This is a genomic window from Sphingomonas sp. Leaf32, from assembly GCF_001421765.1.
Lineage (GTDB): Bacteria > Pseudomonadota > Alphaproteobacteria > Sphingomonadales > Sphingomonadaceae > Sphingomonas.
The window spans coordinates 742436-762041 of the sequence record NZ_LMLA01000001.1 but is presented as its reverse complement, the minus strand read 5'-3'; the positions used below and the strand labels follow the sequence as shown (position 1 = coordinate 762041).

Below are 19606 nucleotides of genomic sequence, written 5' to 3'. Positions count from 1 at the left end.
GCGGAGGAGACATTCTGCGCCCCTTGCCCGGGGGACTGCCATGTATCAGCGCTTTGCCGACATCATCGACGCCGTGACCGCGATCCGGCACGACATCCATGCCCATCCCGAACTGGCCTTTGCCGAACACCGCACTGCCGCGCTGGTCGCCGAGCAGCTGGCCGCCGCCGGATTGCAGGTGACGACCGGTATCGGCGGAACCGGGGTCGTCGGCACGCTGACCCATGGCCGGCCGGGAGCGACGCTGGGGCTGCGCGCCGACATGGATGCGCTGCCGTTTCAGGAACAGGGCGCACCGGCCTATGCCAGCACCGCGCCCGGCGTGTTCCACGGTTGCGGACATGACGGCCATACCGCGATCCTGATCGGTGCCGCCCGCCACCTCGCCTCGCTGCCGCCGTTCGACGGCACGATCCACTTCTTCTTTCAGCCCGCCGAAGAGGGACAGGCCGGCGCGCGCGAGATGATCCGCGACGGGCTGTTCGAACGCTTTCCGTGCGATTACGTCTTCGCGCTGCACAACTGGCCGGACCTGCCCGCCGGCGAATTGCAGACCCGCCCCGGCCCGATCATGGCGGCCGCTGACAAGTTCGAGATCGCGATCCATGGCAAGGGCGGCCACGCCGCGCAGCCGCATACCACGCCCGACGCCGTGCTGGCCGCCGCGCAACTGGTGACGCAACTCAACACCATCGTCGCCCGCCGCGTGCCGCCCACCCGGTCGGCGGTGCTGTCGGTCACCCAGATCGCGGGTGGGCAGACCCACAACGTCATCCCGGCGGAGGTGCGGCTGGTCGGCACGGTCCGCACGTTCGACGGGCAAGTACAGGACATCGTCGAGGCGGCGGTGCGGTCGATGGCGCAGGGCATCGGCATCGCCACCGATACGCGGGTCGAGGTGACCTATACCCGCTATTACCCCGCGACGATCAACGATGCCGGCGCGGCGGAGATCGCACTGGCAGCGGCGGCGGATGCCGGACTGGCCCATGCCGAGGCACCCGACCCAGCCTTCACGTCCGAGGACTTCTCGTTCATGCTGCAGGCCTGTCCCGGTGCCTATGTCTGGATGGGTCAGGCGCGCGAGGGGGACGAGAATGCCGCGCTGCATCATCCGCGCTACGACTTCAACGATGCGATCATCGGTCCGGGCATCGCATGGATCACGGCGCTGGCCGGCCGGGTGGTGGGCGTAACCCAAGCATAATATGCCGCACCCCCTGCCGAGCCATTGCGTGCAATCGGCAGGATATTGCTTGGGGACCGGGGAAACGACAGCGCAGCACGGAATGCCGGCGGTATCGTTCCAACCATACCTCGAACCAGGAGTGGGGAAATGGCCGGTCTTCGTCCGAAATATATCAGCTTCGATTGCTACGGCACGCTCATCAACTTCGAAATGGCGCCGGTTGCGCGCGCCCTGTACGCCGACCGGGTAGCGGCCGAAGCGATGGACCGGTTCACCGCCGATTTCTCCGCCTATCGCCTCGACGAAGTGCTGGGCGCGTGGAAGCCGTATCGCGACGTGGTGGAGGGCGCACTGCGCCGCACCTGCGCCAAAAACGGCGTCGCGTATCGCGACAGCGACGCCGACACCGTATATGCCGCCGTCCCGACCTGGCGACCCCATGCCGATGTCGTCGAACCGCTCAAGCGCGTGGCGGCCGAATATCCGCTCGTGATCCTGTCCAATTCGATGGTCGACCTGATCCCGCACAGCGTCGAGAAGCTGGAGGCACCGTTCCACGCGGTCTACACCGCCGAGGAAGCGCAGGCGTACAAGCCGCGGATGCAGGCGTTCGAATATATGCTCGACCAGCTGGGCTGCAATCCGGAGGACATGCTCCACGTCTCGTCCAGCTTCCGCTACGACCAGATGACCGCCTATGACATGGGCATCAGGATGAAGGCGTTCGTCGATCGCGGGCACGAACCGCTCAACGCCTATTACGACGTGAACGTCATTCCGAGCATTGCCGGCCTGCCGGGGCTGGTCGGACTGTGAGCATGGTCGCGGAACGGCCGGTGGCGGTACTGCCGCAGGATTGCATCGACCTGCGCGCGTTCGTCGCCGATCCGGAAGCGGGCGTGCGGTCGACCGAAGCCGGCGATCCATGGTTTTCCGCCCGGCGCATGGTGACCGCACCGGGCGGGCCGGTCGCGATCGGCGCGCTGGCGCTGTCGGGCAGCGGACAGGTCGACACGCTGCCGGGCGACGAGTTCGTCTTCGTGGTCGACGGCACGCTGACCATCGGCGACCTGACGCTGGGGCGCGATCGGAGCGCGATGCTGCCCGGCGGGATTTCCTTCGCATGGGCAGCGGCGGCGGATACGCAGGTCGTCGTCATGCGGGTCACCGGCGGGATGCCGGGGGCTTCCGCGCCGGTCGCGATCGACCTGTCGCCGACGCGCGTCCCGTCGAACCCGCCGGCGGCCGAGCTGCTGCTGTCGGACGCGCCGCAATGCCATAACCACACTGACTACAAGTCATCGAGCGGCAAGTTTTCGGCAGGCACCTGGGCATCGACGCCCTATCACCGGCGCAACAACCTGTATCCGCATTGCGAGCTGATGCACCTGATGGAAGGATCGGTGACGTTCGAGGATGCGGCCGGCACCGCCCATCGCTTCGTCGCCGACGATCTGTTCGTCGTCCTGCGCGGCGCGCGCTGTTCGTGGCTGTCGGAAGAAGATGTCGTAAAGGTCTGGGCGATCTACCGCCCGGTCGAATAGCCGATCGAAAAGGGCCGCCCGGCCGGGGATCATCCCCCGGCCGGGCGGCCCTTTTTCATGTCCGGCCTACAGATATTTCAGCCACCAGATGTCCTTGCGCCGCTGCTTCACCCCGGCGAACCAGCGCGTCGGGAAATACAGCGCCACGATCAGCCCGGCATACCATGCCCAGATCCAGCCGAGATTGCCCAGCGCGAACACCGTGCCATGCGTCGGTCCCCAGATCGCGAAGGCAACAAGGTACATCGCGCGCAGGATGTACAGGTGGACCAGATAGTAGAACATCGGCGCCCCGCCGAACGTCGCCAGCGGCGGGATCAGCCGCGACGACTGGAACCGTTCGAACGCCGCCAGCAGCAGCGCGCCGATCCCGACCGTCGGCATCAGGAACAGCAGCGACGCCGGATATTTGGTGAGCGCAAGGAAGCTGATCGTCGTGCGCAGCGGGGTGCCGGCATCATACCAAGGCCGGTCGCCATAGACGTTGAGCCAGCGCAGCACGACGAAGCCGAGGATCAGCCCGATGCCCAGCAGTACCAGCCGCCGCTGCCGCACCGCAGGCGCCGTACCCTTCGCGAACCACGGGCCGATGCCGTAGCCGAGCAGGATCAGCCCGATCCACGGCAGGACGGGATAGGTCGTCTTCCACGTGATCCCCAGAAACTCGAACGCCGCGCGCTGATGCAACAGCGCCCACGGCACGAAAAAGGTATCGCCGGGCGCCAGCACGATGCCGTCGAGCAGATTATGCCCGCATACGATCGCCAGCCCCAGCGCGACGATGACCGTGCGCGAGAAATGGACCGCGCCGGCAAGGCAGATCATGCTGAAGCCGATCGCCCAGATCACCTGCAGCCACAACGTCTGCGGTGGAAACTTGGCCGACCATGCGAAGGAGACGAAACTGATTTCGAGGAACAACAGGAACGCGCCCCGCCGCAGCAGGAAGTCGGAGACTTCGGCACGCGAATGCTTCTGGCCATAGAGATAGGCCGACAGCCCGGTCAGCGCGACGAACACCGGCGCGCAGATCGTGCTCAGCAGCCGGGTGAAGAACAGCGCCGGCATCACCGTGCGCGCATCGACCGGATCGCCGACCTGAAGGTGCAGGAAGAACGTCTCGCGCACGTGATCGAGCAGCATGACGACCATCACGAACCCGCGTAGCGCGTCGATCGACTGCAACCGCGTCGTCGCGATCGCCTTCGGTATCGCCGCCAGTCCGCCGTGCGGTCGCCCGTCGCCGTCAAAGGCCGCCGTCGCCATAGTCGCCTCCCATATTCACCACGCCCAATTCTGGCATAGTCCACCTACAGGGTGATACTATATCACCGTTTTCGGGCCATGGCGCGGTCGATGCGGTCGTTGCGACCGCGCTTTGCCGCCGATCCTGCCGCGCCCGCCCGACGGGCGGTCGGCAACGGTCGCACGATCACGGCATATTATTGCAAAACCGGCGAAAGATCGGACGCTTCGCCTGTCGATTGGTGCGATACATTATGCCGCTGCCCGGCGGCGGGCGGTAATTCTGCACCATGACGCCGGCACCCGACCCGGCGCAGGGATGCATTGGCTGGGAAGGATGGCATAGTGGCGACAGCGCCGGAAATACGCCTCGATCTGCGAACGATGACAGCGGACGACCTGCCCGCCGCGCAAGCCCTGTCGAAAGGGGAGCGCTGGCCGCACCGGGTCGAGGATTGGCAGATGATGCTGTCGGTCGGCGAAGGCGTGGTGGCGGAGATCGATGGCGCGATCGTCGGCACGATCATGTGGTTCCCCACCGGCAACGACACGGCGACGATCGGCATGGTCATCGTCTCGCCCGACCATCGCGGCAAGGGGCTGGGCCGGATGCTGATGGACCATGCGATCGACGCCGCCGATTGCAGCCGCCTGCTGCTGAACGGCACCGCGGTCGCCGTCCCGCTGTATCGCACGATGGGGTTCGAAGAAGTCGGTCGCATTACCCAGCATCAGGGCACGTCGTTCCAGATTCCGCTGGCCGCACCCGAACCCGGCGAACGGCTGCGGCCGATCGGCGAGAGCGACTATGTCCGTATCCAGGCGATGGTCGGGGATGGCACCGGCCTGCCGCGCAAGGCGACGATGACCGCAGTGCTGGACGCCGCGCAGGTGGTGGTGCTCGACCGCGACGGCGATCTGGTCGGCGTGGCGTGTTTCCGGCGGTTCGGGCGGGGCTATGCGATCGGTCCGGTCATCGCGCCGTCGATACGCGAGGCGAAATTGCTGATCTCGCACTGGCTCGGCTCGCGCGCCGGAGACTTCACCCGCATCGATGTGCTGGCCGATAGCGGCCTGTCGCCGTGGCTGGACGAACTCGGCCTGTTGCAGGTGGACGGCGTGGTCACGATGCGGCGCGGAGATCCGTTGCCCGCGCCGGTCGGCGTGGCGCGGCCGTTCGCGATTCTCAGCCAGGCGCTCGGCTGATGGCCCGCCCCCTCACCCTTTCCGAACCGTCGCTGTTCGTCGATGCGATGCTGATCGACGGCGCATGGGTCGCGGCCGACAGCGGCGCGACGATCGACGTCATCGATCCCGCTACGGGCAAGCAGGTCGGCACGGTGCCGGATGCCGGAACCGGCGACACCGAACGCGCCATCGCCGCCGCCGAACGCGCGCTGCCGGCGTGGAAGCGCAAGACAGCGGGCGAGCGTGCCGAGATCCTCGAACGCTGGTATGCGCTGATTCTGGCGCATGTCGACGATCTGGCGCGGATCATGACGACCGAGCAGGGCAAGCCACTGGGCGAGGCCGCAGGCGAGATCCGATATGCCGCCAGCTTCGTCAAATGGTTCGCCGAGGAAGGCCGCCGGGTGCGCGGCCATGACATTCCGGGGCCGACCGCCGACCGCCGCATCCTGGCGCTGCGCGAACCGGTCGGGGTGTGCGCCGCGATCACGCCATGGAATTTCCCGGCGGCGATGATTACCCGCAAATGCGCGCCGGCACTGGCGGCGGGCTGCACCGTGATCGTGAAGCCGTCGGACCTGACGCCCTATACCGCGCTGGCCATCGCCAGGCTGGCGGTCGATGCGGGCGTACCGGCCGGGGTCATCAACGTCGTGACGGGAATGCCGCAGGCGATCGGCGCTGCGCTGACGTCCAGCCCGGTCGTGCGCAAGCTGTCCTTCACCGGATCGACGCGGGTCGGATCGCTGCTGATGCAGCAGTCGGCCGACACGCTGAAGCGGTTGAGCCTGGAACTGGGCGGGAACGCGCCGTTCATCGTGTTCGACGATGCCGATGTCGATCTAGCGGTGGCCGGCGCGATCGCCAGCAAGTTCCGCAATGCCGGGCAGACCTGCGTCTGCGCCAACCGCATCTTCGTGCAGGACGGCATCCACGACGCCTTCGTCGCGAAACTGGGCGATGCGGTGCGGGCGATGAAGGTCGGCGACGGACGCGACGCGGCGACCACCATCGGCCCGCTCATCAACGCGGCGGCGACGCAGAAGGTCGCGGCGCATCTGGACGATGCCTTGTCCCACGGCGCGGTCGCAGCGGCGCGGGCGGACGGGTTCGGCGATCCGACGCGCTTTGCCACTCCGGTGCTGCTGACCGGGGCAACGCTCGACATGCGTCTGGCGAGCGAAGAAACCTTCGGACCGCTGGCCCCCGTGTTCCGCTTCACCCATGAGGCGGAGGCAATCGAGCAGGCCAATGCCACGCCGTTCGGTCTGGCCAGCTATTTCTACACCGACGATCTGCACCGCGCGTGGCGCGTGGCCGAAGCGCTGGAGTTCGGGATGGTCGGCCTCAACACCGGTGGTCTCGCGATGGAGATGGCCCCGTTCGGCGGGATCAAGGCATCGGGCATGGGCCGGGAAGGCGGGGTCGAGGGCATCGACGAATATCTGGAAACCAAGGCGTTCCACTGGGGCGGCCTGAAGCTGTGATCGCGGGGACGGAGACGATGATGAACGGTTCGCGCAACTATCGCGTGGCGGTGATTCCGGGCGACGGGATCGGCAAGGAAGTCGTGCCCGCCGGCGTCCGGGCGCTGGAGGCGGCGGCCGCCGTCCATGGTTTTACCGTCGAGCAGGAATGGCATGATTTCGCCAGCTGCGACTATTATGCCCGCCACGGCACGATGATGCCGGAGGATTGGAAGGACCGGATCGGCGCGGTCGATGCGATCTTCTTCGGCGCGGTCGGCTGGCCCGATACGGTGCCCGATCACGTGTCGCTCTGGGGATCGCTGATCCAGTTCCGGCGGGAATATGACCAGTATGTCAACCTGCGCCCGGCGCGGTTGATGCCGGGCGTCCCGTGCCCGCTGGCTGGGCGCGGTCCGGGCGACATCGACATGATGATCGTGCGCGAAAATACCGAAGGCGAATATTCGGCGGTCGGCGGCATCAGCTTTCCCGGCACCGCGCGCGAGATCGTGCATCAGGAAACGGTCATGACCCGCTACGGCGTCGACCGCATCCTGCGCTATGCCTATGACCTTGCCCAGTCGCGGCCGAAAAAGCACCTGACCTCGGCTACCAAGTCGAACGGCATCGCCATCACCATGCCGTGGTGGGACGGCCGGGTCGAGGAAATGGCCAAGGCATATCCCGACGTCCGCACCGACAAATATCATATCGACATCCTTGCCGCACAGTTCGTGATGAACCCCGACCGGTTCGACGTGGTGGTCGCCTCCAACCTGTTCGGCGACATCCTGTCCGATCTGGGTCCGGCCTGCACCGGCACGATCGGCGTCGCGCCGTGCGGCAACATCAACCCCGACCGGTCGGTGCCGTCCACCTTCGAACCGGTGCATGGCTCCGCGCCCGACATTGCGGGACAGGGTGTCGCCAATCCGGTCGGCCAGATCTGGACCGCGGCGATGATGCTCGACCATTTCGGCGAGCACGACGCCGCCGCCGGTATCGTCGCCGCGATCGAGCGCGTGCTGGCCAGCCCGGCCGGACGCACCCGCGACCTGGGCGGACGTGCCTCGACCGAGGACTGCGCGAAGGCGATCGCCGCCGAAATAGGCTGATCCGACCCGCAGCAGGATATGCCGCGCCGCCGGTCGATTCGGCAGCGCGGCCCGGCCGGCGCGGGCATTTCGACAACTGCCAAGGCGATGTGCGGCCTAGCTTTCCGGTGTCCCGACTGGAACGCCCGAAAGGCCGAAAGCATGAAGAACGAACTGCTGATCGCGATGGACCGCGACCATCTGGTCCACCCGGTAACCGCATGGCGCGCGCATGAGGCAAGGGGCGCGACGGTGCTGGAAAGCGGTCAGGGGCTGTTCCTGACCGACCGCAATGGACGGCAGTTGCTCGACGCCTTTGCCGGGCTGTGGTGCGTCAATATCGGCTATGGCCAGGAAAGCGTGGTCGAGGCGGCGATGGCGCAGATGCGTCGCCTGCCCTACGCCACCGGCTATTTCGGCTATACCAGCGAACCGACCATCCGGCTGGCGGATCAGCTCGCCACCCTGTCGCCCGAGGGGCTGACGCGGGTGTTCTTCACGCTGGGCGGGTCGGACGCGGTGGATTCGGCGATCCGCTTCATCACCCATTACTGGAACGCGCGCGGCGAGCGCGGGCGCAAGCACATGATCGCCCTCGACAAGGGCTATCACGGGTCGTCCTCGACCTCGGCCGGACTGACCGGCCTGCCCGCGTTCCACCGCCAGTTCGACCTGCCGCTTGCCTGGCAGCATCATATTCCGGCACCCTATGCCTATCGCGATCCGGAAGGGCGCAGCGGCGATGCGCTGGTCGAGGCATCGGTGGCGCGGTTGCGCGCGAAGATCGAGAAACTGGGCGCCGAGAACGTCGCCGCCTTCTTCGCCGAACCGGTGCAGGGATCGGGCGGCGTGATCGTCCCGCCGGTCGGCTGGCTGAAGGCGATGGAGCGCACCTGCCGCGAGCTGGGCATCCTGTTCGTCGTCGACGAAGTGATTACCGGGTTCGGCCGCACCGGGCCGCTGTTCGCGTGCGAGCATGAGGGCGTGACCCCCGACCTGATGACGATCGCCAAGGGGCTGACCGCCGGTTACGCGCCGATGGGCGCGGTGCTGATGGCCGAGGATGTCCATGCCGTCATCGCCGATGGCCCGGACAATCATCTGCCGATCGGCCACGGCCTGACCTATTCGGGGCATCCGGTCAGCGCCGCCGTCGCGCTGGAGGTGCTGCGGCTGTACCGGGAGGGCGGCATCCTGGCGAACGGACAGGCGCAGGGGCCGAAGCTCGCCGCGCGGCTCGACGCGCTGACCGCGCATCCGCTGGTCGGCGAGGTGCGGTACAAGGGGATGCTGGCCGCGATCGAACTGGTCGCGGACAAGGGCAGCAAGGCGCGGTTCGATCCGTCGCTCGGCCTTGCCGACCGGCTGAGCGCCGCCGGTTACCAGCGCGGCATCATCTTCCGCGCGTTCGCCGATGGCACGATCGGCCTCGCCCCCGCGCTGACCGCGACGGAGCACGAGGTCGATGCGATCGCCGACCGGCTGACCGCCGCGCTGGACGATGTGCTTGACCAGCCGGAGATCCGTGCTGCACTGAACTAGGCCGGGGATAGCGTGGGGGTTGACCGATGAGCCTTGGACCGAAACTGGACCGGCTGGACTTCAAGATCCTGGCCCGGCTTCAGGAAAATGGCCGCATGACCAATGTCGACCTGGCCGATGCGGTCGGCCTGTCGCCCAGCCCGTGCCTGTCGCGGGTCAAGCGGCTGGAGAAACATGGCTATATCTCGGGCTATGGCGCGACGATCAATCTGGCGAAGCTGGGGAGTTCGCTGACGGTCTTCACCGAAGTGACGCTCAGCGACCATCGGACCGGCGATTTCAGCCGGTTCGAACAGCGGGCGCGCACCGTACCGGAAATCGTCGAGGCGCATCTGGTGTCGGGCGGCTATGATTACATGCTGAAGTTCGTGACCCGCAGCGTCGCCCATTATCAGGAAGTGATCGAGAGTATGCTGGAACGCGATTTCGGCATCGAGAAATATTTCAGCTACATCGTCATCAAATCGGCGGTGATCCGGCGCAACCCGCCGATCGACCTGCTGTTCGACGGCCGCAGCGAATAATGGCGCTGCTCTATACCGCCGCCGCCGCGCGAGGGCAGGTCTGGGCGAGGATGATCGCGGAGGCCATTCCGTCGCTGGAGGTGCGGCTGTCGCCCGACATCGGCGATCCGGCGGACGTCCGCTATCTCGCCGCCTGGACGCTGCCCGACGGGCTGATCGCGACGCTGCCGAACCTCGAGGTACTTTTTTCGATCGGTGCGGGCGTCGATCAGCTCGATCTCAGCCAGGTTCCGGCGCACGTCACGGTCGTGCGGCTGGTGGAACCGAACCTTGCCGCCGCGATGGCCGAATATGTCGTGATGACGGTGCTGGCGCTGCACCGCGACCTGTACGCCTATGCCGACCAGCAGCGCGATGCCGTGTGGCACGCGCTGCCGCAGGTCGCGGCGGGCGATCGGCGGGTCGGGATCGCCGGGCTGGGACAGATGGGATCGGCCGCGCTCGACGCGCTGGCGCCGTTCGGGTTCCAGTTGTCGGGATGGAGCCGAAGCCCGCGCGACGTACCGGGCGTCACCTGCTTCCATGGCGATGACGGACTGCGGGCATTCGCCGCGCAAACCGACATTCTGGTCAACCTCCTGCCGTTGACGCCGGAGACGCGGGGCATTCTGGGCCGCGACCTGTTCGCGCGGATGCCGCAAGGGGCGGCGGTGGTCAGCGCCGGGCGTGGCGGACATCTCGACGCGCAGGCGCTGATCGCGGCGCTGGACGGCGGGCATCTGTCGCGGGCGATCCTCGACGTGACGCCGATCGAGCCGTTGCCGGCGGGCGACCCGCTCTGGACGCACCGTCGCGTCGTCGTGACGCCACACGTCGCCGCCGCCACCGACACCGAAGGATCGGGCAAGGCGCTGATTGCCAATTTGCGACGCCATATCACCGGGGAACCGATGATCGGCGTGGTCGCGCGCGATCGGGGATATTGACCGGGCGAGCGAGCCGTAGCGGAAGTGTCGGTGGACAGTCCGTTGCCCTCTCTCGAACAGGAATTGGTTCCGCTCCGCGCAAACGTCGCCCCAGCGAAGGCTGATGCATCCCGCGACTCCCGCTATGCGCTATCACGAGGAAATCCCAGCATTCGCTGGGATGACGTCAGAGTTGAACTGGCACCGATCGACATGCAATTTTTCGTCACCCCGGACTTGTTCCGGGGTCCACCGAGCCGCAATCGCAGTCGACGGATGCTCATACCGCACCGATTGTCGCGCCGTGGACCCCGGAACAAGTCCGGGGTGACGATAGGCTGGCGGCGCCGGTCAGGAACGACACGGCAAGTAGCCGAAGGTCGATCGGCACCAGGTTGAACCAGCCGCTCGACCTATTCCTCCGGTGCGTGCGGCAGGGTGAAGGCCAGCGTCGCGGTATGTTCGTACCGGTCGAATTGCGCCGGCCGATCACTCGGCCGGGTTAGCACCGCGCGGATCACGTTCAGCCCCTGATTGCGGACCGGCAGGGTGACCAAACCGTCGGTCCTGGTCACGCGCGGCGTCGCGTCGGGGTCGTTGACCATGTCGTTCACGACCTCCGCCCCCGCCACCGGCTTTCCCCGGAACGTGATGCGATAGGTCAGCGGCTGCCCGAGCTTCGCCGGAATCGCGCCGACCGGCACGATCTGCAGCAGTTGCGCCGGGATCAGCGGGACGCGCGGCACGCCGGCCCCTTGCAGCGTCACGGCATATTTGATGGTGGTCTCGGCGAACTTCGCACCGGGTACCTCGTCCTTGCCCTTCTTGACGAATTCGCCGTCGGGCAGCTTCGTCCAAGTGCCGTTGGGCAGCACCGCGCTGACCAGCGCGGGCTTCGCATCAATATCCACCACCACTACCGGGCCATCGGTGCGCAGGCGCGCCGCGACCGGCCGGAGCGCGGCGTCCCAGGCCTGGATGCTTTCCAGCATCGGCTGACGCTTCACCGCTTCCAGATCGTCGGCACCGACGCCGTAGATGATCGCAAGCTGCTTGGCACGCTGGGCGAACCAGATGCCATGGGCATCGGCCGCCACAGACGGCAGCAGCACTGCACCGCCCAGCACCAGCGCACTGCCGATCGCATGAATCCTCGCCATAGTTATCTCCTGTAAAACGAGGCGGGCGACCATCAGGCCGCCCGCAAGAGGTTCAGAAGCGGAAGGTGCCGCGCACCGACCAGCTACGCGGCGCACCGGGGAAGGTCCACAACCGGGCATAGGAGCTGGGGAACCAGGTTTCGTTGAACAGGTTGCTGACCTCCGCCGACACCGTCAGGTTCCGCGCAAGGTCGACCGAGCCGAACAGCCGGACCAGCGCATAGTCAGGCAGCATGTAGGTCGTGCCCGTCTCGCCCAGCCGCTTGTCGACGAACTTGATGTCGCCGCCCAGCGTCAGCACCTTGTCGCCGAAGGTGAAGTCCTGCGCCGCCAGCACCGAGATGCTGTTGCGCGGGATATTGATGAGCGGATCGCCGGCACGGATGGTGCGACCGAAATCGGGGTCGAGAATATCCTCGGCGATCTCCGCATCGACATAGGCATAGGACACGGTAACGCGCGGTCCGCGCGGAATGCGCGCGTTCAGGTCGATTTCGAAGCCCTTGCTCTTCGCCTTGCCGACGTCGAGCGAGAAGCCGGCATTGACCGGATCGGCGGTCAGCACGTTCGTCTTGTCCATGCGGAAGAAGGCGACCGTGCCCGACAGCGTATCGTCGATGACGTCGAACTTCATTCCGCCTTCGTACGACGTCGTCGTTTCGGGGCGGAAGGCTTCGTTGCGGACGTTCACACCAGTATTGGCGCGGAACCCCTGCGCATAGCTGGCGTAGAGCGTCAGCTGCTCGGTCGCCTTGACGCTGACGCCGGCCGACGGGCTGAACTTGGTGAACTCCTGCTGCGTCTGGACGCCGTTCAGCCGATTGTTCACAGTCTGGCGATAATCGTCATAGCGCAAGCCCGCCTGGAGCGAGAGCCAGTCGGTCAGCTCGATCCGGTCGCGGACATAGACGCCGGCCGCCTTGGCGACTTCGGTGCGGCTCTGGAACGCGCTGACCGGAATGCGGGCCAGTTCCTCGGCGGTAAAATAGACCGGGTTGTTCACGCTGATCGCATTGGTCGCGATCAGCGTCGCCCGCGACGGATTGCCCGACGCGAAATCCGCGCGCTGTGCGGCGGTCAGGTTGCCGGGGCGGAAGCGGGTGGTCAGAATGTCCAGCTTGAACCATTCGTAATCCGCACCGACCAGCAGGTTGTGCTTGATCCCGCCGGTCATCAGGCTGCCCGACAGTTCGACGCGCGGAATGAAATCCTTGCCGGCAAAGTCGCGATAGACCCGGCGACGCGAGGTGAAGGCACCGGCGATCGCCCCGTTCACGAACAACGGATTGCGACCTGCGCCGAATTCGGGGTCTTCCCCGAACCCGGTCAGTTCGGTGTAGCGATAGGCGACGCCCAGCAACGCGCGCCAATCCTTCCCCAGCTTGTACTGCACCTGCAATTGCGGGCCGAGGTTCAGCGCGCGGTTCGGCCCGTCGGCCGGCTCGCCCAGGAAGCGCGAGCGGGGCAGCGTGGCAGGATTGTCGCCATAGGCGATGACGCCGCGATCGAACGGCACTTTCTGCCGGCTATATTCGAACTCGAGATTCGCGGTCAGGTTGCCGGTCTGGAGCAGCAGGCTGGGCGTGATCGCGTGCTTCGATGTTTCGATCGTGTCGCGATAGCTGTTGCCCTGTTCATAGGCCCCGGTCACGCGCAACGCGAGGATGTCGTTGACCGGCAGATTGTAGTCCAGCTCGCCGCGATAGGTTTCGAACCGGCCGACGCTGCCCATGACATAGCCGCCCGCCTGATCCAGCGTCGGTTTCTTGGTCACGATGTTGACTGTGCCGCCCGGCTCGCCCCGCCCGAACAAGGCCGATGTGGGGCCGCGCAGGATTTCGATCGCCTGCACGCTGGACGTATCGCGCGGGCCGCCATAGCCGCGCGCGCCGCTGAACCCGTTGACGAGGAAGCCCGAGGGCGTGTTGGGATCGCCGACGAAGCCGCGGATCGCGAAGGAATCGAACAGGCCGCCGAACGCGTTCTGGCGCGACACACTGGCCGACAGGTCGAGCGCGGCGTCGAGCCGGGTGATGTTCAGCTGCTGCAGCGTTTCGACCGACAGGACCTGCGTCGCCTGCGGCAACTGCTTGAGCGTCGTGTTGCCACGAAACGCCTGCAACGTGCCGGTGACGAGGATTTCGGAGCCGGTTTCGTCCTGCGTTCCGTCATCGACCGGCGCATCGGCGAGGGCCGTCGCCGTGACCGGCGGCGTATCGTTCGGTTCAGCCGCATAGGCCGGTGCGGCGATGACAAGACATGCCGCGCCGGCAAGCATCAGGTTTCGGGTCGAGCGCTTCGCCATGGAAAGATCCCTTTGAAAGTTGCCGCGTCGGTTGGCCCCTGCTGTCCCGGACACGTCTGTCGCGTGTCTCCGTGCGCCTTCGCTGAACCGGAGTATGAGAATTGCCCCATGGCATTTGCATCCGTGTGCATGGGCATCCCCGTCCGTTTATGTCGAATAGATGACGTTCAGCGCACGATCTGCTTACACGGTCCGCTGCCGTTCGGAACCATTTTGCGCGGGCCGCATTTGTGCCGCTGGCCCGATAGTCAGCAGACCAGTTCGGCTTCGTTGCGATGGCACAGGATGTGGCTGCCCCCCGACAGATGCTGCAGCGGCGGCAATTGCGTGTCGCAACGCCCGGTGATCGCCACCGGGCAACGCGGCAGGAACCGGCACAGCCCGGACGTTTCGGCGCGATACGCAAACGGTGGCGTAACACGCGCAGGCGCGTCCGCCAGCCAGTCCGCACGCATTTCCGGCACCGATCCGATCAGCAGATCGGTATAGGGATGCCATGGCGCGCGCGCATAGCTGTCCGCCGGCCCGGTTTCGACGCGCGTCCCCTTGTAGAGCACGACGATATCGTCGCACAGCGCCCGCACCGTGGCGATGTCGTGGCTGATGAACAGATAGGCGAGGCCCAGTTCCCGGCGCAGTTCGGCCAACAGGTCGAGGATGGCACCACGCACCACGGTATCGAGCGCCGAGGTCACTTCGTCGCACAGGATCACGTCGGGATCGGCGGCAAGCGCGCGGGCGAGGTTCACGCGCTGTTTCTGCCCGCCCGACAATTCGTCGCAACGCCGGTCGATCGCTGCGGCGGGCAACTGCGTCAGGTCGAGCAGGCGCTGCACCCGTCGCCGCGCCTCCACCCCGGTCGCGCCGTGATAGAAGCGGATCACGCGACCGAGAATATCGCCGACGCTGTGCGCGGGATTGAGCGCGGTGTCGGCATTCTGGAACACGATCTGGATACGGCGCAGGTCGTCCCGGCTGCGCGCCGACAGGCCGGGCGCAAGCGGCCTGCCATCGAGCGTCACCTGCCCGGCGGTCGGGGCGAGCAACCCGGCGACGACGCGCGCGACCGTCGACTTGCCCGATCCGGATTCGCCGATCACGCCGACGGCACCGCCGTGCGGAATGGCGATCGACACGTCGGACAAGACGGGATTGGCCGGCCGCCCATCCGCGCCGATCGGCCCATAGCCGGCGGATACCCCTTCGATCGACAACAACGGCGTCGGCGCGGCGGATCGGGCAGGCTTGCCGGCGGCGATGACCGGGTGGGCCGCGCCCATCAGCATCCGGGTATAGGCGTCGGCCGGATCGGCCAGCAGCGGCGCGGCGCGATTCTGCTCGCGCACCCGTCCGCCGTTCAGCACGAGGATATGGTCCGCCATCTGCGCCACGACGGCCAGATCGTGCGAGACATAGATGCCGGTCGCCCGCTCCTGTCGGAACACCCGGCGAAATGCCTGCAACACCTCCACCTGCGTCGTCACGTCGAGGGCGGTCGTCGGTTCGTCGAAGATCACGAGATCGGGTTTGGTGATGAGCGCCATCGCCGCCATCAACCGCTGGAGCTGCCCCCCCGACAATTCATGCGGGTAGCGTTCGCCGATCGTCTCCGGGGTCGGCAGCGCCAGCGCGCGGAACAGCATCACCGCCCGCTCGCGCGCGGCCACCCTGTCGGCGGTGCGATGGATCAACGCGGGTTCGATCACCTGGTCGATGATCCGCCGCGACGGATTGAACGCGGCGGCGGCACTCTGCGCGACATAGGTGATGCGGTGACCGCGCTGCGCGGCGAGGGAGGCGTCGCCCGTGCCGTTCAGGCTGGCATCGCCGACGCGGATCGATCCGCCCAGCATCGCCCCGCCCCGCGCATAGCCCATCAGCGACAGCGCGATGGTCGTCTTGCCCGACCCCGATTCACCGATCAGCGCCAGCACCTCGCCCCGCGGAACCGCGAAGGATACGTCGTCGACGATGCGCAGCAGCGATCCATCGGCACGGCGGACGGTAACGGTCAGGCCCGACACCTCGACATGCGGCACGGCGCTCACTTGCCCCGCCCCCGCGACGCGGCATCGATCAGCAGGTTGACGCTGACCGTCAGGCTGGCGATCGCGATCGACGGCACGATCACCGCCAGCGCCCCCTCGCCCAGCCCGGTCACATTCTCGCGTACCAGCGATCCCAGATCGGCATCGGGCGGTTGCAGGCCCAGCCCGAGGAAGCTCAGGCCCGACAGCAGCAGCACGATGAACACGAACCGCATCCCGACATCGGCCAGCAGCGGGCGGATCATGTTCGGCAGGATCTCGACCAGCGCGAGGTGGATGCGCCCCTCGCCCCGCGCCCGCGCGACCTCGACATAATCGAGCCGGGCGAGGTTCACCGCCAGCGCCCGGGCGATGCGGAAATTGCCGGGGATATAGGTGAAGGCGACGATCAGCGTCAGGAGGACCAGCGACGAGCCGAACACCGCGACCAGGACCAGCGCGAGGATCTTGGACGGGATCGAGATCAGCGTATCCATCGCCCGCGAGAGCAGTTCGTCCAGCCAGCGCGGCGCGACGGCGGCGGTCAGCGCCAGCCCGGTGCCGACCGTGCAGGCGATGCACACCGCCGCCGCCGCCAGCAGCACGGTGAAACGCGCCCCGGTCAGCAACCGGCTGAAGACATCGCGTCCCAGATAGTCGCTGCCCAGCCAGAAATCGCGGCCGGCCCCGGCGAACACATCCTCGCTGACAAAGGCACCCTCGGGATAGGGTGCGAGCCACGGCCCGATCAAGGCAACGATGATCCAGAACAGCACGACCGCCAGGCCGAACCGCCCCGCCGGCGACAACGCCCGGACCCGGCGCAGCATCCCGCCGCTGCTCATCCGTGGCGCAGTCGCGGATTGGCGAGGATCGCGATCACGTCGGCGATCAGCATCAGCAGCAGGTAGGTGGCGCAGAAGATCATCGCGCATGCCTGCAGCAGCGGCATGTCGCGGGACGTCACGGCATTGACCATCAGACTGGCAAGTCCCGGATAATTGAAGATGGTTTCGACGATGATCGCGCCGCCCAGCAGGTAGGACAGGCTGAGCGCCATGGCATTCACGATCGGCCCGATCGCGTTGGGCAGGACATGGACGAAGATCAGCCGGACCGACCCCACCCCCTTCAGCCGCGCCATTTCGATATACGGACGGTCGAGTTCGGCGATGATCGCCGCGCGGGTCATCCGCGCCATCTGGGCAATGACGACCACCGCCAGCGACAGGACCGGCAGCGCGTAGCTGCGCAGGAAATCGGGCCAACTCTGATCCGGGCGGATCAGCGTGATCGACGGCAGCCAGCGCAGTTCGACGGCGAACACCAGCACCGCGATCGTCGCGACCAGGAATTCGGGCAGCGCGACCATCGCCAGCATCGTCAGGTTCAGCCCGGTATCGAGCCGCCGCCCCCGCGCAACCGCGCTCGCCATGCCGATGGCAAAGGCGACCGGCACCGCGATCAGCGCCGTCAGCCACGCCAGGGTCAGCGTGTTGGGCAACCGTTCGGCGATGATCTCCCCCACCGGCTTGTGCGCGATCATCGACTGGCCGGGATCGCCTACCAGCAGCCCGCCCAGCCAGTTGGCATATCGGACGGGACCGGAGCGATCGAGCCCCATTTCCTGCCGCAGCGCTTCCACCTGCGCCTGGGTCGCACCCTGCCCCAACGCCTCCTCGGCGGCGTCGCCGGGCAGCATCGCGCTCAATGCGAAGATGACGACGGAGACCAGCAGCAGCGTGACCAGCGCCATGCCGGTCCGTTTCGCGATCAGCCGCAGCGGCACCGCCCAGCCGGATCGCGGCGTCGCGGCGGCGCTCATGCGTCCCACCAGACATGTTCGGCAAAGGCATAGCCCATCAGACCGCCGAGCGGGATCGGCCGCATCCCCTTCAGCCGCCGGTCGATGCCGTCGAGCAGCGTGATGAACGCCGGAATGACCAGACTGCCGTGGCGGTTGATGACGGTCTGCATATCACCGTACAGCATCTTGCGCCGCGCCGGATCGACGCTCGCCCGCGCTTCCGCCAGCAACCGGTCGAACGGCGCGCTGTGCCACCCCGCCTCGTTCATCGGCGAACTGGACGCGAAGGACAGGCTGAAGGTCAGGTCGGCGGTCGGTCGCGGGTTGATGTTGCCGAAGGTCAGCGGGTGCTTCATCCAGTGCGTCGACCAGTATCCGTCGCTCGGCACCCGGTTGATCGCGAGGTTCAGCCCGACCTGCGCGGCATGTTCCTGCAGGATCGATCCCATGTCGACCGACTGGTTGGCGGCGGGCGAGACATAGACCGGCATCCGCGCGCCGATCAGCCCCGCCTTGCGCAGATGAAAGCGCGCACGGTCGAGGTCGAAATGCCGCTGCGGCACGGTCGGGTTGAACATCGGGTGGAAGGGCGGCAGCGGCTGATCGTTGGCGATGGTCGCGAACCCACGGAACAGCGCGCGCTTGATGAGTTCGCGGTCGAACAGATGCTTCATCGCGAGGATGAAGTCCGCGCCGGCGGTCGTCGGATTGTCGCGCCGCATGACCAGATCGGTGTAGAGGCCCGACGGGGTTTCGAGAACGTCGTGGCTGCCGGTCGCGCGCACGCGCTTGACCGATCCCGGGCTGACCGCGATCACCGCCTGGACATCGCCCGACAGCAGCGCGTTGACCCGCGAAATCTCGTCCGGAATGGCGATCAGTTCGATCCGGTCGAGATAGGGGCGCCCCGGCTTCCAATAGTTCGGGTTGCGCTGGACGATGGTGCGGATGCCCGGCTGGAACGCGGCCAGCGTGTAGGGGCCGGTCCCGTTGGCGGTCGCGAAGCTGCGTGCGTCGGCATCGACGATCAGGAAATGCGACTGGGCGAGAATCGCGGGCAGTTCGGGATTGGGTCCGGTCAGGCGCAGATGGACATCGAGCGGTCCGGTGGCGCGGGCGCCGTGGAACTGTTCGACGATCGTCGCGACCTTCGATCCCGTTGCCGGGTCCTTGTGCCGCAGCAGCGAGTGCACCACGTCGCGCGCGGCCAGCGTCTTGCCGTTGTGAAAGGTGACGCCGCGCCGCAGCCGGATATGCCAATCGATATTGTCGCGCGTCTCGATCCGTTCGGCCAGGGCCGGGCGCGCCCGCAACTGCCCGTCGAACTGGGTCAGCCCGCTATAGAGCATATAATGCCGCATATAGTCGGTCGACAGCCCGCCCTTGGCCGGGTCCAGCGTATCGGCGGTCGAGCTGGCGATGCTGGCCACCCGGATCGATCCGCCGCGCCGGGGCGTGGGCGGCACGGCGGCGTCGAGCGTGGCGGGCAGCAGCCCGGCAGCCATGCCCCCCAGCAGCATACGGCGCGACAGGTCGAACGCCGCGTCGCTCATCGCGCTGTCCGTCCCGATCCTGTGCCGCATCGCGCCATGCCGATCCCCCATGTT

Annotated in this window: 16 protein-coding genes; 9 read left to right on the top strand and 7 right to left on the bottom strand. The window is 66.9% G+C overall.

Annotated features, from left to right (window positions below; translation table 11 throughout):
• The first annotated feature begins 40 nt into the window (after positions 1-40).
• The 3 genes from ASE83_RS03655 to ASE83_RS03645 all read left to right on the top strand — a co-directional run bounded on the left by ASE83_RS03655 (position 41) and on the right by ASE83_RS03645 (position 2733).
• A complete protein-coding gene (locus ASE83_RS03655; RefSeq protein ID WP_055783913.1) occupies positions 41-1207 on the top strand; it encodes an amidohydrolase in 1167 nt (388 codons plus the stop codon).
• 129 nt (positions 1208-1336) lie between these two features.
• Positions 1337-2005, top strand: coding sequence for a haloacid dehalogenase type II (locus tag ASE83_RS03650; RefSeq protein WP_055783912.1), 669 nt, complete (start codon positions 1337-1339; stop codon positions 2003-2005).
• Positions 2006-2007: 2 nt separating this feature from the next.
• Positions 2008-2733: a cupin domain-containing protein gene (locus tag ASE83_RS03645; protein WP_055783911.1), complete on the top strand. Its 726-nt coding sequence runs from the start codon at positions 2008-2010 to the stop codon at positions 2731-2733.
• Positions 2734-2799: 66 nt separating this feature from the next.
• On the opposite strand, the gene ASE83_RS03640 is transcribed toward ASE83_RS03645, so the two are convergent.
• Complete coding sequence (locus ASE83_RS03640) at positions 2800-3999, bottom strand: DUF1624 domain-containing protein (RefSeq protein ID WP_055783910.1); 1200 nt, start codon at positions 3997-3999, stop codon at positions 2800-2802.
• 363 nt (positions 4000-4362) lie between these two features.
• On the opposite strand from ASE83_RS03640, the gene ASE83_RS03635 reads away from it, so the two are divergent.
• The 6 genes from ASE83_RS03635 (at position 4363) to ASE83_RS03610 (ending at position 10721) form a co-directional block, all read left to right on the top strand.
• On the top strand, positions 4363-5184 hold the full coding sequence (locus ASE83_RS03635; protein ID WP_235515969.1) for a GNAT family N-acetyltransferase: 822 nt from the start codon (positions 4363-4365) through the stop codon (positions 5182-5184).
• Positions 5184-6653 (top strand): NAD-dependent succinate-semialdehyde dehydrogenase, encoded by a 1470-nt coding sequence (locus tag ASE83_RS03630; protein ID WP_055783908.1) that lies wholly within the window; start codon positions 5184-5186, stop codon positions 6651-6653. Before ASE83_RS03635 ends, ASE83_RS03630 begins: the two co-directional genes overlap by 1 nt.
• 20 nt (positions 6654-6673) lie before the next feature.
• Positions 6674-7750: a tartrate dehydrogenase gene (locus ASE83_RS03625; RefSeq protein WP_055784463.1), complete on the top strand. Its 1077-nt coding sequence runs from the start codon at positions 6674-6676 to the stop codon at positions 7748-7750.
• Between the two features lie 141 nt (positions 7751-7891).
• Complete coding sequence (locus ASE83_RS03620) at positions 7892-9271, top strand: aminotransferase class III-fold pyridoxal phosphate-dependent enzyme (protein WP_055784461.1); 1380 nt, start codon at positions 7892-7894, stop codon at positions 9269-9271.
• Positions 9272-9297: 26 nt separating this feature from the next.
• Positions 9298-9795, top strand: coding sequence for an Lrp/AsnC family transcriptional regulator (locus ASE83_RS03615; protein ID WP_055783907.1), 498 nt, complete (start codon positions 9298-9300; stop codon positions 9793-9795).
• Positions 9795-10721 (top strand): 2-hydroxyacid dehydrogenase, encoded by a 927-nt coding sequence (locus ASE83_RS03610; RefSeq protein WP_055783906.1) that lies wholly within the window; start codon positions 9795-9797, stop codon positions 10719-10721. Before ASE83_RS03615 ends, ASE83_RS03610 begins: the two co-directional genes overlap by 1 nt.
• Before the next feature lie 392 nt (positions 10722-11113).
• Here the strand turns inward: ASE83_RS03610 and ASE83_RS03605 are convergent, their stop codons facing one another.
• From ASE83_RS03605 to ASE83_RS03580, 6 genes are all read right to left on the bottom strand, one after another.
• On the bottom strand, positions 11114-11860 hold the full coding sequence (locus tag ASE83_RS03605; RefSeq protein ID WP_055783905.1) for a DUF4198 domain-containing protein: 747 nt from the start codon (positions 11858-11860) through the stop codon (positions 11114-11116).
• Between the two features lie 52 nt (positions 11861-11912).
• Entirely contained in the window at positions 11913-14165 is a 2253-nt protein-coding gene (locus ASE83_RS03600) for a TonB-dependent siderophore receptor (RefSeq protein WP_055783904.1), read from the bottom strand.
• Positions 14166-14413: 248 nt separating this feature from the next.
• Positions 14414-16213 (bottom strand): ABC transporter ATP-binding protein, encoded by a 1800-nt coding sequence (locus ASE83_RS03595; protein WP_055783903.1) that lies wholly within the window; start codon positions 16211-16213, stop codon positions 14414-14416.
• Positions 16210-17037, bottom strand: coding sequence for an ABC transporter permease (locus ASE83_RS03590; RefSeq protein WP_055783902.1), 828 nt, complete (start codon positions 17035-17037; stop codon positions 16210-16212). Before ASE83_RS03590 ends, ASE83_RS03595 begins: the two co-directional genes overlap by 4 nt.
• Positions 17034-18017, bottom strand: a complete 984-nt coding sequence (locus ASE83_RS03585; protein WP_200921805.1) for an ABC transporter permease — start codon at positions 18015-18017, stop codon at positions 17034-17036. The genes ASE83_RS03590 and ASE83_RS03585 overlap by 4 nt, the downstream gene beginning before the upstream one ends.
• The gene (locus ASE83_RS03580; protein ID WP_327196406.1) at positions 18014-19603 is read right to left on the bottom strand and encodes an ABC transporter substrate-binding protein; all 1590 of its coding nucleotides are present in this window, start codon (positions 19601-19603) and stop codon (positions 18014-18016) included. The genes ASE83_RS03585 and ASE83_RS03580 overlap by 4 nt, the downstream gene beginning before the upstream one ends.
• Positions 19604-19606: the final 3 nt, after the last annotated feature.

Excerpts from the sequence above, each read along its gene's own strand:
- ASE83_RS03605 (WP_055783905.1), bottom strand. The coding sequence starts at position 11,860 with ATGGCGAGGATTCATGCGATCGGCAGTGCGCTGGTGCTGGGCGGTGCA.
- ASE83_RS03620 (WP_055784461.1), top strand. The coding sequence starts at position 7,892 with ATGAAGAACGAACTGCTGATCGCGATGGACCGCGACCATCTGGTCCAC.
- ASE83_RS03585 (WP_200921805.1), bottom strand. The coding sequence starts at position 18,017 with ATGAGCGCCGCCGCGACGCCGCGATCCGGCTGGGCGGTGCCGCTGCGG.
- ASE83_RS03635 (WP_235515969.1), top strand. The coding sequence starts at position 4,363 with ATGACAGCGGACGACCTGCCCGCCGCGCAAGCCCTGTCGAAAGGGGAG.
- ASE83_RS03630 (WP_055783908.1), top strand. The coding sequence starts at position 5,184 with ATGGCCCGCCCCCTCACCCTTTCCGAACCGTCGCTGTTCGTCGATGCG.
- ASE83_RS03625 (WP_055784463.1), top strand. The coding sequence starts at position 6,674 with ATGAACGGTTCGCGCAACTATCGCGTGGCGGTGATTCCGGGCGACGGG.
- ASE83_RS03590 (WP_055783902.1), bottom strand. The coding sequence starts at position 17,037 with ATGAGCAGCGGCGGGATGCTGCGCCGGGTCCGGGCGTTGTCGCCGGCG.
- ASE83_RS03610 (WP_055783906.1), top strand. The coding sequence starts at position 9,795 with ATGGCGCTGCTCTATACCGCCGCCGCCGCGCGAGGGCAGGTCTGGGCG.
- ASE83_RS03650 (WP_055783912.1), top strand. The coding sequence starts at position 1,337 with ATGGCCGGTCTTCGTCCGAAATATATCAGCTTCGATTGCTACGGCACG.
- ASE83_RS03655 (WP_055783913.1), top strand. The coding sequence starts at position 41 with ATGTATCAGCGCTTTGCCGACATCATCGACGCCGTGACCGCGATCCGG.
- ASE83_RS03615 (WP_055783907.1), top strand. The coding sequence starts at position 9,298 with ATGAGCCTTGGACCGAAACTGGACCGGCTGGACTTCAAGATCCTGGCC.
- ASE83_RS03580 (WP_327196406.1), bottom strand. The coding sequence starts at position 19,603 with ATGGGGGATCGGCATGGCGCGATGCGGCACAGGATCGGGACGGACAGC.
- ASE83_RS03600 (WP_055783904.1), bottom strand. The coding sequence starts at position 14,165 with ATGGCGAAGCGCTCGACCCGAAACCTGATGCTTGCCGGCGCGGCATGT.
- ASE83_RS03645 (WP_055783911.1), top strand. The coding sequence starts at position 2,008 with ATGGTCGCGGAACGGCCGGTGGCGGTACTGCCGCAGGATTGCATCGAC.
- ASE83_RS03640 (WP_055783910.1), bottom strand. The coding sequence starts at position 3,999 with ATGGCGACGGCGGCCTTTGACGGCGACGGGCGACCGCACGGCGGACTG.